Consider the following 13,841-nt stretch of genomic DNA (forward strand, 5'->3'; position numbering starts at 1 on the left):
GACTAAAAACCTATATTCACTCCGAATGCAAACCTACGCTGGAAGGGGTAGGCCCAAGCGCTGTTATCTGTGCTGTTGTTGATGGCTTCCGGATCGACAAAGCGCTTCACTGCGGAAAACTCGAAGATGTTTTCGCCAGTGACAAAAAACCGCAGCCGACCCATTCCCCAACGTTGAATCACCTCGTGGGGGAGCGAATAGCCGAGGGTAATATTCTTTACCCGTAAATAGGCACCGTTGAGCAAATATTGCGTATTTGGAATGGCAAGACCTGACCAATTAAGGTCTGAGGTGGTATAATTATAGTCTGCCAGCCAAGATTGCAATACCGGATAAGAGGCATCGAGGTTGGCATTTGCAAGCCCTGAAGCGATATAAGCCGCTGAGTGTTTGGCCATTTGCTCCGGAGCATCATCAGCGGCACGGTAGTGATCCAAATGCCATGGGTAGACATTCGCGTATGGCTGCTGATAAGGTCCCCAAAACAAATAATGCTGCGGATAAAAATCACGTTTCAGCACGCCTTGTAAAAATACAGAGGCATCAAATCCGTTCCAATCCATATTGAGGTTGAACCCGATCCGGTAACGATCTGCCGTGTTGCCGATGATGGTACGGTCTTTCATGTCATCGGCCGTTTGTCCGAGTTCGATTTTACCATCCCCGTCCAAATCCTTGAACTTCGGCCATCCGGGCACGATATCGAGCGCTCCCCATGGGATGATGGCGGTTTCGTCCAATTGATCAATTTCTTCCTGTGACTGGAAGAAGCCATCGCCAACCAGGCCATACAATGTCCCGAATTCATAACCTTCGAAATATTCGTTTCTTATAGTTCCGTTGGGATTTCGTGTTAGCAAAATCCGCTGATCATTCTTGAATTTGGTGACATGTGCCCGAGAGTCGGAAAGCAACAGCTTCGCTTCCAGTCCGAAGGGTTTAGAAGCTACCGTATACTGATCACGGTAGGTCAGCGAAAGCTCCCAGCCCTTGGTTCGCAAATCAGCCGAATTCTGACTGGGAACACCTGTTCCCAAAACTGCCGGCAATTGCTCCCCGGCTGTAAGCATACCCGTGGTTTCTCGGATGTAGTAATCGAAACCCGCGAAAATGCGGTCACGTAGTAGCCCGATATCCGTACCGAAATTCAGGGTGGCCACATTTTCCCATGTATAGTTAAAGGGGTCAATGGTGAGTGAAGGTGCACCCGTAATGATTTGGCGTTGGCCGCCATCGATGAGGTAGCCGGAAAGCGCGGTGCCCATAGTTTGGATATAGGAAAAATCACCTACCGCTTGGTTACCCAGACTGCCATAAGAAGCGCGGAGTTTCCAATTGGAGAATGTTGGCTTCAGAGACTCGAAGAAAGGCTCATTACTGACAATCCATGCGCCGGATATCGAAGGGAAGAAACCCCAGCGGTTGGTGGAGGGGAAGCGTGACGAACCATCGTACCTACCTGTGGCCTCAAGGATATAACGTTCATTAAGCGTATAGTTGAACCGCCCAAAGAAACTCCTTGTGGCATAGGTACTATACTCGGCATTGAGGCGGGCTTCACCGGTAGTTAACTGCAAATAGGGCAACGTGGAAGAAATCAATTGGTCTCGCTCGGCAATGGTCGTGGCCCATACGTAGTCTTCCTGATTGTAGCCAGCGGTCAGGCTGAACGCATGGATGCCGAATTGCTTGTTATAATTGCCGTAAAGGTTAAACACATTGTTCTGGATCTCGCCCCGCCGATCATACACAAACCCGTTGCCGCCTTCTTCGCGAATATCATCTGGCCCATAGCCGATTTTGTATTTTTTCGAATTTTGGGGGTAGCGCCAGTACTCCCGTTTGAAGCTGGCATCACCCGTCACGGTCAGGTCGCCGTTGAGGAAGGTACCTACTGCATTGAAAATATTCTGAAACCCAAACATCTGTTCGTTCCGGTTTCCGCCATCAACCAATTGTGCGGCCAGCCGCCCTGCAGCGTTATTCGCCCATGTACCATCTGGATTTTTGACCACGTTGGTGGGTTGGAGGTAATACAGATCGGTAATGCGCGCGTAGGGCTGCGCGATATCCGTTTGGTAGACGTTCATGTTATTATCCAGCTTCAACCAATTTAGCGGAGAAAACGAGAGCCTCCCCCGTATACCTTTCCGTTGCCAATAGTCATCGGCCAGTTTATTCAGCCCGTTGTCTTTTGTATAATCGGCGGATAGGTAATACGAAATAGGTTTATCCTTAATCGTTGCACCGCCGGAAAGGGCGAGGCTATGGACCTGGGAAACCGTAGATTTCTTAAAAAAATAGTCGTTCCAGTTATTATTCCCCATATACTCCCACCGATTTGCATCCGTTGGACTGATTCTGACATCCGGCAGCGAAGGGTCATCCGAACGTTCTTTGGCCCATTGGTAATACTCTTCACTGAACTGCACGTAACTCGGTCCATTCCAAGGTGTGTTGAGCGTTGATGTTTCCAGTACACGCGAAAAAATATAGGGGTCGGTCACCGGATCTGGCAATTCGGTGGGACGTCCGAAAGCCGTGGTCAGATTGTAACTGATGCTTTGTGTACCCTGGCTACCTTGTTTGGTGGTGATCAAGATTACCCCATAAGCCGCCCTTGCGCCGTAGATCGCTGCAGATGCCGCATCACGTAAAACCGTATAGGAAGCTACATCACTGGGACTGATTCGAATCATGTCATACGTATCGGATACCGGGATTCCGTCAATTACGATTAATGGTGCCCCCCCGTTGATGGAGGTTGTACCCCTGATGTTGATATTTGGAATTCCGCCAGGGCTACCGTTGCCATAGGTGATGTTCAGGCCCGGACTTGCTCCTTGCAAGCCCTGCATGATATTCGCTACCGGACGTGACTCCAGTTGCTTACCCGATATCTGGTCTATGGCACCCGTTACGTTCACTTTCCGCTGTGTACCATAGCCTACCACAATCACCTCATCCAGGTTGCCGGCATCGGCTTCCAACGGCACATCCAATTGGGACTGCCCGGTAAACTGGATTTCCTGCATTTTGTAACCGACCATGCGAAACACCAATGTGGCCCCCGTCTCAAGACCTTCGAGTATATACTGTCCACCGTCGTCGGTTGCTGTCCCCAATGGTGTACCCTGTACGACTACACTCGCGCCAACCAGCGTCTGTCCGGATTGGTCCGTTACCTTCCCCACCAATCGACTCTGTGCCATGGCTTCAAAAGGCACGATCTGCATCAATGTCAGTACAACACCAATGCAACTTTGAATAACCCACCATTGGGTCTTACTTTGTTGTCGTTGTTCTTTCATAATCGAATTTTAAGGTTTCTTAATTTATTAATTGAACATTTAGTCAATAAACAAAAATACTTCTGTCTTATGAACTTGAGTTAACCGAAATGTTATTTATTCTTTAATCGATTGGTTTGCAAGCCAACTACACGTATATCTTCTTCGATCTTATCGCCGATTCTTCACACTCAACCAGTGAGCGACACGTTATTGATTAGTTATTTTCTTACCAGCAATTATAAATGCTTTTCATTTAATCTACAAGGGAAAAAATAACGCAATCGGTTGATAAGCACCAATCAAACGGTTGCGTTATTTTCATTGGTAAAAATACATTGAATGAACATACAATTAATAAAAAAATGAAGTTTAATACTAACGAATTTTTTTATTTTCGCTTCGGTTATAAACACACACCCATGGGACGAAAAAGCTTAAGGGAAACCCGGCAATTGGAGATCATCAAGGTCTTTTATAAAGTTGCCAAGAAGGAGGGCTTGGAAAACACGTCAATTGCCAAGATTGCTAAGGTAATGGATATCAACCCCAGCCTGATCATCCATTATTTCCAGACCAAGGAAGAACTTACCTATGCGCTCATCGATTACATCCTCGACAAATACTTGCTGATCTATAAAATTGGCAAGGATAATAATATCCCATTAAAACAAGCATTGATCACCGTCATCGACGACCTGTTTTCAAAAAAGTGGAATAAATTGTTTGATGATGGGCTATTCTATAGCTGCTACGCATTAGCTTTCCGCGATAAAAAGGTAAAAGCGATGTACAAAGGCTTAACCGACTCGTTAAGGGAGCGGCTTACTGCACTGATAGATCGTGGTAAAGCCGCACAATTGGTCGAGGTCGACGACCCACGCCGGACCGCGGATCTTATTTTTGCATTGGTGGATGGTGCCTATTTCTATTTAAGTTTGGCAACAGATACCAAAGCTTTCGACGAAAAAATCACGGAATACAAAGCCGAGGCCTTTCGCTTGCTAAGTATCCGTGACACGATTGCTTCGCCCTGACCTGCCGCCTCGCCTCGAATAGCGAGCCAATCCAAACAAGCCAATAAGCACCCACATACCGTTTGCAGCAAGATTGGGCGTATCGGCAAAATAAAACGCACTAATAACCAAACCCAGCCCGCCAATCACGTTCAATGTTTGATAGAGCGCACCGTCAAAACGCAGCACCTTGACGTTGAGCAACAGATATGCCACCGTGCAAAAAATAAATCCCAGCCAGCCAATAATCGTTACCGTTGTTTCCGTCATCGTTTCAATCTACTGATAGGAGGCTAAAGTACAGAAACTTTACCAAAACCGGTTATTTTCCCGCTGCCAATGTCAAACTACGTCTGGCTAATCTTGATGCCGCTTGGTCGCAATAAGCAGCTTTTTCAAAAACAGGCAGGATATAATACCGATGATATGATGATAAATAATATTTTTACAGCCATCAATTAACTTTTTTATCGAATTTCTAAACGGCATCAACGCGCTTACCCTGGTCTTTGCATCCCTATTGATCTTTGCTATCGCCTACCGTTTCTACGGCATCTTCATGGCACAAAAGGTGTTGCGCCTTAGTGCACGTAATGTGACGCCGGCGGTATCCATGGCTGATGGTCGGGATTACGTGGCCACCAACAAGAACGTGCTCTTCGGCCACCACTTTGCCGCCATCGCCGCTGCGGGACCATTGGTAGGCCCGGTGCTGGCCGCCCAGTTCGGCTAACTCTAGTAGCATATGGCCCTTATTCGGCATCAGCAACCAACTGCTGGCCGCATGCGGGCTGATCGTGTGTACGACCATGCTCATCAGGCTCAACCGCGGCAAATACGCACTCGTCTCGGCAATCCCCGGCGTGTTCAAGGCCGTGATCACCTTCTGGGCCGGATACGCCCAGATGGCGGATATATACCTCCCCAACAGCCAGTACCTGCCCGCTAGCTTGGCCATATTGGCGATGCCGCTCATGGCATTCGTATTCGTTGGGGCATTCCGGAAATGGTACCGGCTCTTGGGGATATCAACTGAAAAGGTCGATAGCTATGGCGAACGGGTAAAAGAAACCGTCAGCTAGCTATCGCCTAGCCGACGCGTTGGGTTGTCAGGAAAATTATTAGCGAGAAAAAAAAAGCATTGTTATCCAAAAATATCTACTTTTGGATAAAATCCAATTATGCTCCGTCTCTCATCGGATATCACAATTACCTTGCTGCGTAGATTGCGTAATGGAGATACTGTGGCTTTTGAACGATTGTACAAGGCCTTCGCTCCGGTACTTTACCAGCGCCTGCTGCGGTTGTTTAAAGATACCGATACCGTTGAGGAAATCATACAAGACACGTTTCTGAAACTTTGGGAAAAGCGTGAGCAGATCAATCCGGAACAAGCAGCCAAAACTTACCTGTACCGCATTGCGGACAACCTAGCTGTTGATGTATTCCGCAAAATAAGCCGCGACAAGGCTTTGCAAGAAGAATTATGGGCCAGTACCGTAAGCTTCTACCTCCAAACTGAAGAAACGCTGATTGCAAAAGAACAGTATCAGCTCGTCCACCAAGCCATCGAACACCTCTCTCCCAAGCGTAAACAGATCTTGCTGCTATGTAAACTGGAAGGCAGGAGTTATCAAGAGGTTGCCGAAATGATGGGCGTTTCGGTATCGACAGTGAGCAGCCACTTGGTTAAAGCCGTTAAAGAGGTTAAACGGCACATCCTGAGAGCTACACATGGTGAAGAGATTGTACTTTTATACCTCATGGGCCTAGCGCTTGCCGCCTAACCAAAAAAAATTCATTTTCCAGTAGTGTGTTTTTTCCGCCCGAACGTATAGGGATGAAACGGATTATAAACGAATTACCAAACTGTGGAAAATAACCACCGTATTGCGCAACTGCTGACGGAGTATTTAAACAAACAAATAAGCCGTACAGAATTTGATCAGCTTTTCTCCCAGTTGGCCACCATGGAAGACGAAGAGATGAAGACAATCATACTACGGGCATTAGACAACGAGCCGGAAACCATCACCGATACCTCGTTTGTTGACGAACAGGTCGCTGCGTTATACCGACGGCTGCAAACTAAATTGACACAACCTGCCAAACCAAAGGTAAACCGTTTACTCATCTGGCGAAGCGTCGTTTCTGCCGCGGTGATTTTGGTATTTGTGGCTATCGTATGGTACTTTACTGGCAAAAGCGAACCCCATGACCTTATTGCTACGATTACGCCCGAACGGGTATTACCCGGTACAAACCGGGCGACTTTGGAATTAGACGGTGGTCGCACCATCGATTTAAATGCAGCGCAGAATGGGATTGTTGTGGGCGATGAAATTACCTACCTTGATGGTTCATCAGTACTCGATGAACCGGTAAGCCAACTGGCGCTCAGCACACCACGTGGCGGCCAGTACCAGATTACCTTGTCAGATGGTACACTCGTTTGGCTAAATGCTGCTTCCAAGCTGGAGTATCCTAGCCGGTTTAGCCGTAAGGAGCGCATCGTTAAATTGGAAGGCGAGGCCTATTTTGCGGTAGCGAAAGATAACAAGCGACCTTTCAGGGTGCTTAGCGAGCGGCAGGAAATAGAAGTTTTGGGCACCGAATTCAATATTTCAGCCTATCCCGATGAAAACGAAATCCGGACAACACTTGTAGAAGGTAGTGTAGCACTAACGGCCTACAACCAGCAGCCTACCCCCTTAAAACCCAACCAACAAGCCACACTTTACAATGGCACCGTTGCTATCAGCGATGTGGATGTTTCGGCAGCCATTGCCTGGAAAGATGGTCTATTTAATTTCCATGGCCTCAGCATCGATGAATCGCTGAAGCAGGTGGAGCGCTGGTATGACGTTGATGTCATTTACCAAGGCAAAAAACCCGCTGGGTACCTAGGTGGGAAAATGAGCCGTGGAGTTAAACTATCTACGTTCCTCAACTTCCTGGAAAAAGATTTCCAAATCAAATCCGAATTAAGGGCAGACCGTACATTGGTCCTTTATGCTTCGGAAAAAAATAAAACCGACTGATTGATAAACTAAAAATGATTGATATGATGAAAACCCCACCATAACCCCCAAAGGGATACCAAAGAAAAGCAGGGAAGTGTTTGCACCACTTACCCCGCCATAAGCTACAGGTACCCTGATACGATAATCGGATTATTTCACCAAAGTATAACCTTAGCATTACAAAGTTATGAATAAAAAGCGAGGCCTGGAAGGCTTTTGCCTGCGCCCCGGACCGTATACCAATAGATCTATTTTACGGCAAGTCATTATGGTCATCAAAGTAAGTTATGTATTGCTCTTGATCACTTGCATGCAACTGCATGCACGAAGCTATTCGCAGACAATTACGTTAAACTCGAAACGTACTCCACTCGAAAAAATCTTCCAATCCATTGAGCAGCAAAGCGGCTATGTGGTATTGTACAATTATGAAGAGCTGAAACGCGCCAAACCGGTAAGTATTTCGGTAGACAACATGGAGATGACCAAATTGCTGGACAAGCTTTTCGCAGCCCAGCCTTTTACGTATACCATTGAAGATAAGACCATTTTGGTCACCCATAAAAAGCAGCCTACACTACCCCTGCGGACAACCTCTAGACCAGTAATCGCCATGCCACAACAAGCGGTGAGCGGTAGGGTTATTGATGAGCAGCAAAATCCATTGGAGGGGGTAACGGTAACGATCAAAGGCACTACTGCTGCTACCACTACCGATGCCAATGGCTATTTCCGGATCACGCCACAGTCAGCAGGAGGTACACTGGTATTTTCCATGCTGGGCTATAATGCTACAGAACGCCCCATCGGCACCAACCCGACCGTCAATGTCACCTTGACCGCTTCGGTGAGTGACCTGGAAGAGGTGGTGGTGGTAGGCTACGGGACATCCCAAAAAAGAGATTTAACGGGAGCCGTGACTCGTGTTAACCTTGATCAAAACCGACAGCAACCCAATATAAATCCGGTGCAAAACCTGAGAGGAACCGTTGCTGGTGTGAACATCACCGATAACGGCCGGCCCGGCTCGGATGGCACCATCCGAATCCGCGGGGCCAATTCCATTTCGGCCAGTAACAATCCGCTGATTGTATTGGACGGGATCATTTACGCGGGCGGTAGTTTATCCGACATTAACTCCACCGATATTGAATCCATTGACATCCTAAAAGATGCGAGCGCTTCCGCGATCTATGGATCACTGGCTGCAAACGGGGTTATTTTGATTACCACCAAAAAGGGCATGACCGATAAGCCACGGATTGCACTGAATTCGTATGTGGGCTTTTCGGACTTTGCCCACATCCCCAAATACCTCGATGCGGAGAAGTACCTTCAGGTACGGAAAGATGCCGAGATCGCCGATGGTGGCGCCATTCCGTTCAACCCATTGGAGCAGGACAACATCGACGCCGGGCGCACAATCGATCCTTTTGATGAAATACGTCAAAATTCACCCATTCATAGCAATGAATTGAGTGTGTCGGGCAAAAGCAAAGCGTTTACCTATTACTTCTCGGGATCCTACTCGGGCGTCAAATCGCCCGTAATGGGCGATAATTTCAGCCGACTAGGTACGCGGGTCAATTTGAATGTCAAGGTCACCGATTGGCTCAGCATCGGAACCAATTCGGGTTACACCGCGAAAGACAATTCGGGCGTAAGAGCAAACTTGGAGATGACTACCTTTTTAAGCCCCTATGCAGATCTTTATTACGAAGATGGGGTTCCACGGCCGCTTCCGATGAATGTAGGGCAAGTGAAAAGCCCGGTTCGGAATGCGCTTTTGAACGATAACCTCGACAAAACAAATACGTTGTTTTCCAACAATTACCTGGACGTCAAACTTCCGCTCGAAGGACTGACCTTCCGGCTAAACACGGGTTATACGCAGAGAAACGACAAAACGTTCAATTATGAGCCTACATTTAACCGCGCAGAATTTTTTAATTTAGGAAATGGAAGTCAAGCGTTCGCGGAATCCCGGAACCTGACGGTAGAAAACATATTGCGCTACGATCGGGCCGTTGCGGAAGACCATGCATTTAATGTGACATTGATGTATGGGGCTTATAAATCAGCCGATAACACTGCGAACCTTTCAAGCGATAATATATTCAACGATGCGCTGGGCTACAATGGCTTGGAAATCGGTGAGAATTTCAACATCAACACCGACGCGGGTGAAGACCAACAGGTATCTATGATGGGGCGGGCCGGCTATCGGTATAAGGGAAAATACATCATTGACGCCACCATTCGGAGAGACGGTTTTTCGGCCTTCGGAAAAGGCCGGAAATATGGATTATTCCCTTCAGCGGGGGTCAGCTGGGTGGTTTCTGAGGAAGACTTTTTAGCCGGAAATCCCTACATCAACAGCCTGAAAGTGCGGTTGTCGTGGGGCAGGAATGGAAACCGGGGGGTAAGTCGGTATTCTTCGTTAAGCTCCGTTGCACAAACCAATTACGTGTTCGGGAATGGTGCCGCGCCGTCCGTCGGCCTTTACACCAATTCGATGGGTAACCCCAACCTGGGCTGGGAAACCACCAGTAGTACGAACTTCGGTGTGGACTTTGAATTGTTTTCGAACCGGGTTAACGGCTCCGTAGAACTGTATCACAGCAATACATACAACCTGCTGTTGAGACAGCGTATTCCGAACATGTCTGGATTTACTTCATTCCTGCGTAATATCGGGGAAACTGAAAACAAAGGCGTTGAAGTAACGCTGAATACGGTGAATATCCAAAAGGGTAGCTTTAGCTGGGAAACCCGCGTTGCCTTTTCCCTGAACCGGAACAAGATCTTGAAACTGACCGGGAATGATCTGGATGGAAACGGAATTGAAGACGATGACATTGCCAGTGGATGGTTCATCGGCTACCCGCTTGGGTCAAACTTTGACTATGTTTTTGATGGCATTTATCAAGAAGGCGACGACTTTTCCCTGCTTCCCGGCTCCAAGGCCGGCGATGTAAAATTCGAGGATGTAAATGGCGATGGCAGCATCACACCGGCTGATCGACGCGTGCTGCATAATACCCACCCCGATTTCTTAGCCGGTATCACCAATACGTTCTCGTATAAACAGTTTTCGCTCATGGTCATGTTTAACGTCCGCCAGGGCGGCAATAGCGCCAATCCATCGATTAATATCGGTCGGAATTTCTATTACGAATCCAATACCCTCGATGTGCCCTATTGGACAGCAGAAAACCCGATCAACGATTATCCGGCCATTAATTACGGAAACCCTCTGGGGTACGGTTTTTACCAATCCCGGAGTTTCGTCCGTTTACAGGACGTATCGTTAAGCTATAATTTTTCCAGCTCCCTGCTTGAAAAAATGCGGATTCAGAACCTACGGTTATTTGTCAGCGGCAAAAACCTATTTACCTGGACCAAATGGAACGGATGGGATCCGGAATATGGCGGTGGTGGAAGGGGCCCGGAGAATAATGGCCCTATACTCAAGTCGTACACAGTCGGTTTAAATTTCCAATTGTAAAAAGTATTGAAGATGAAAGCAATCACCACGATAATAACGAGTTTGGCAGCTGTGGCGCTGTTCAACGGATGCGGCAGCAAATTCCTGGATGAAATACCGCTCGATCGCTTCAGTCCGGAGAACTTTCTGGTAGACGAAGCGGGGTTTGAAGCGGCCACCGTAGCCCTCTACCAGGCTGCACGGGACGAACACATGAACGGAGGCGCTAATTTTGACTATATGAATCTCGGGACGGACCTCGTTGAATGGGGACGGTACGATTCACGGGGATTCAAAGACTATCACTTGTTAACGTCCCAAGAAGATGCGGTAAGTAAGTATTGGGAGTGGGCGTATCAGGATATGATCCGTCAGTGTAACCTGATATTGGATAAGGTGAACGACCCCGCCATTGAGCTCGACGTAGATGCCCGCCACAGGTTTGAAGCACAGGCCAAGTTTTTCAGGGGGTACACGTACAACATCCTAGCCACCTTATATGGGGGCGTACCGATTGTCACCGAGGTAATCGCTGAGCCTAAATTCGATTTCCAACGCGCTACCAAAGAAGAAGTGCTCCAATTTGTCCGGCAGGACTTGGAAGAGGCCGGGGCGCAGCTTCCCGTTGTAGGGAGTGTATCCGACGGACGAATCTACAAGGCGGCAGCCTACCACGTGTTATCCGAAGTCTATCTGTCACTAGGTCTGGAAACCAATGATGCCTCCTATTACGATCTGGCCATTGATGCAGCCAGTAAAGTAATCAATAAGGAAGTAGGCGATTATCGGATCATGACGGAGCGGTTCGGCGACCTATCCCGCCCCGGAGACGTCTTTTCCGATCTGTTTCAAACCGATCAACGAAGCCGTGAATCGGGTAACATGGAGGTAATCTGGAGTTGGCAATTTGAAAGCTTTACCTTGGGCGGGGGAACCAGCGGGGGCAATAGTGGAAACAATTCTCCCCGGTTGTGGTTTCCGCAATGGGAAAAGATTCGCAGCCCTAATGGTGCCCTTAACCTCACTACGGATAGCATGCTCCGCGGAATCGGCGTCAATTCGCCGTTGAATTATGTCAAGTATGACATCTGGCGGATCGATCCGAACGACATGCGTAATTCGCCGTACAACATCCGGCGCGTGTATTATTACAATAATCCGGATGATCCGGAATACTTCGGCAAACCCATGGAAACTGCCATCAATACCAAGGGAGAGAAAGTGCTCGTCCGGAATGATGGCACACTTTCGGATGTGGTACTAGATACCCTGATGCAATATTATCCCTGGATTCGGAAAGCCGACGGAAAAGCCTTCGACGATAATGTTGTCGGTGGACAGTCTGAAAATGACTTTATCAAAATGAGACTGGCGGAAACGTATCTGTTCCGGGCCGAAGCCTATTTTAGAAAAGGCAACTTACCTGACGCCGCTGCTGACATTAACGTGCTGAGAAATCGGGCGCATGCCCTCCCCATTGGCCCGCAAGATGTCACCGTGGATTTCATTCTGGATGAGCGGGCCCGAGAACTGATTGTGGAAGAACCGCGCAGGCGTACGCTATCAAGAATGGGTGTTTTATACGAACGAGTAAAAAAGTACAACCCGTCCTCTGGCACATCCGTGCAGCCACATAACGAACTGTGGCCCATTCCACAAAGCGTGATCGACGCCAATACGGGAGCCGAAATGACGCAAAATCCCGGATATAATTAAGTATGGCCAATCCATAGATAGTAAACGCATAAATATGAATCGCAGAACACATTTAAAAAAACTGATGCTGCTTGCCGGCGCATCATGCCTTCCATTGCCCCGGCTACTGGCGCAGTCAGCGAAACCAAAAACCATCCTACTCGTATCGGGATGGCAATATTATAACATCGGTGATATCGCCCATACCCCCGGCTTGCTGGCGCTGTTAAATATTTACCTGCCAGACACCAACGTCATCCTTTGGCCCGGTCATGAAGTGCGGGCAATCGATCAAATGCTATTACAAAAGTACCCGGACTTGCAAATTGTTACGGGATCCCTCAGGGATGGCAACGTGGAAAGTGAAGCGGTAATCCGCGCCGCGGAAACTGCCGATTTCATGCTGCACGGCTCGGGCCCTTCGGTGGTAGCGCAGCCTAAACTGCAATGGTGGAAATCCCACATCAAAAAACCTTATGGCATCTACGGGATTACCGTTGAAGACATCGGGGCGGAGCGGCGGGATGTATTGGATAACGCAGCATTTGTGTACCTCCGTGATAGCCTTTCGGAAAAAAACCTCCGAGACAACAACATCAAAGCAGGCGCGATAGGCTTCGCTCCTGATGCCACGTTTGCGATGGACCTCCGCAATGACCACGATACCGTCAACTTCATGAACACACACCAATTGCAACGCAAGCAATTCCTCTGCGTGGTTACCCGGCTCCGGCGAACGCCCTACTATCAGTTGGGTAGGGATTGGAGTGCCGAACAGATCAAGGAGGTGGATACGTTGAATGACCAGCATAAAGAGGAAGACAACAAGAAGCTCCGTGAAGCCATCATCACCTGGGTGAGGCAAACCGGATTGCCGGTAGTAGTCTGCCCGGAGATGAGCTACCAGCTTTCCATCATGGACGAATTGGTTATCGATCCCCTACCACCAGATGTACGCAGCCACGTCATTAAGATGGATCGATACTGGTTTTGCGATGAGGCAGCCTCTTTATATGCAAGCGCAACGGCAGTAATCAGCATGGAATGCCACTCACCCATTATTGCGTGTTTTAACAACACGCCCGCCTTTTATTTGCGGCAACCGCAGGATACCATCAAAGGACAGATGTGGTATGACATCGGGCTGGAAGACTGGGTTTTTGAAATTGAAGAAACCACCGGCCAGGAAATCGCTTCTCGGCTCATGGAAGTGTATGATGACTACGGCGCTGCGCAAAGGAAACTGGAAACGGCGATGGATTCGGTACGCAATAGTTACCGCGAAACGATGCTCGACGTAAGAAACAGAATATTGAATGCTTAATTTCCA

Annotated in this window: 10 protein-coding genes; 8 read left to right on the forward strand and 2 right to left on the reverse strand. The window is 48.3% G+C overall.

Going from position 1 to position 13,841, the window contains the following annotated elements:
- Window positions 1–2: 2 nt before the first annotated feature.
- Window positions 3–3,311, reverse strand: a complete 3,309-nt coding sequence (locus IEV98_RS01245) for a SusC/RagA family TonB-linked outer membrane protein (protein WP_188504125.1) — start codon at window positions 3,309–3,311, stop codon at window positions 3–5.
- 401 nt (window positions 3,312–3,712) lie between these two features.
- Here IEV98_RS01245 and IEV98_RS01250 point away from each other — a divergent pair, with 401 nt between their 5' ends.
- Window positions 3,713–4,327 carry a TetR family transcriptional regulator C-terminal domain-containing protein gene (locus IEV98_RS01250; RefSeq protein ID WP_188504126.1) on the forward strand — a complete coding sequence of 205 codons (615 nt, stop codon included), beginning with the start codon at window positions 3,713–3,715 and terminating at the stop codon, window positions 4,325–4,327.
- On the opposite strand, the gene IEV98_RS01255 is transcribed toward IEV98_RS01250, so the two are convergent.
- On the reverse strand, window positions 4,295–4,576 hold the full coding sequence (locus IEV98_RS01255) for a CBU_0592 family membrane protein (protein ID WP_188504127.1): 282 nt from the start codon (window positions 4,574–4,576) through the stop codon (window positions 4,295–4,297). The two genes, IEV98_RS01250 and IEV98_RS01255, sit on opposite strands and share 33 nt — an antisense overlap.
- A gap of 250 nt (window positions 4,577–4,826) precedes the next feature.
- On the opposite strand from IEV98_RS01255, the gene IEV98_RS24675 reads away from it, so the two are divergent.
- From IEV98_RS24675 to IEV98_RS01290, 7 genes are all read left to right on the forward strand, one after another.
- On the forward strand, window positions 4,827–5,039 hold the full coding sequence (locus tag IEV98_RS24675; RefSeq protein WP_371870648.1) for a carbon starvation CstA family protein: 213 nt from the start codon (window positions 4,827–4,829) through the stop codon (window positions 5,037–5,039).
- Window positions 5,040–5,082: 43 nt separating this feature from the next.
- Window positions 5,083–5,388, forward strand: a complete 306-nt coding sequence (locus IEV98_RS24795; RefSeq protein WP_503826835.1) for a hypothetical protein — start codon at window positions 5,083–5,085, stop codon at window positions 5,386–5,388.
- Between the two features lie 99 nt (window positions 5,389–5,487).
- Window positions 5,488–6,093, forward strand: a complete 606-nt coding sequence (locus IEV98_RS01270; protein WP_188504128.1) for an RNA polymerase sigma factor — start codon at window positions 5,488–5,490, stop codon at window positions 6,091–6,093.
- Window positions 6,094–6,177: 84 nt separating this feature from the next.
- The gene (locus IEV98_RS01275) at window positions 6,178–7,347 is read left to right on the forward strand and encodes a FecR family protein (RefSeq protein ID WP_188504129.1); all 1,170 of its coding nucleotides are present in this window, start codon (window positions 6,178–6,180) and stop codon (window positions 7,345–7,347) included.
- A gap of 169 nt (window positions 7,348–7,516) precedes the next feature.
- Complete coding sequence (locus IEV98_RS01280; RefSeq protein WP_229738506.1) at window positions 7,517–10,837, forward strand: TonB-dependent receptor; 3,321 nt, start codon at window positions 7,517–7,519, stop codon at window positions 10,835–10,837.
- Between the two features lie 12 nt (window positions 10,838–10,849).
- Window positions 10,850–12,532 (forward strand): RagB/SusD family nutrient uptake outer membrane protein, encoded by a 1,683-nt coding sequence (locus IEV98_RS01285; protein ID WP_188504130.1) that lies wholly within the window; start codon window positions 10,850–10,852, stop codon window positions 12,530–12,532.
- A 34-nt stretch (window positions 12,533–12,566) separates the two neighbouring features.
- Window positions 12,567–13,835: a polysaccharide pyruvyl transferase family protein gene (locus tag IEV98_RS01290; protein WP_188504131.1), complete on the forward strand. Its 1,269-nt coding sequence runs from the start codon at window positions 12,567–12,569 to the stop codon at window positions 13,833–13,835.
- Window positions 13,836–13,841: the final 6 nt, after the last annotated feature.

This window comes from Parapedobacter pyrenivorans, assembly GCF_014636865.1.
Lineage (GTDB): Bacteria > Bacteroidota > Bacteroidia > Sphingobacteriales > Sphingobacteriaceae > Parapedobacter > Parapedobacter pyrenivorans.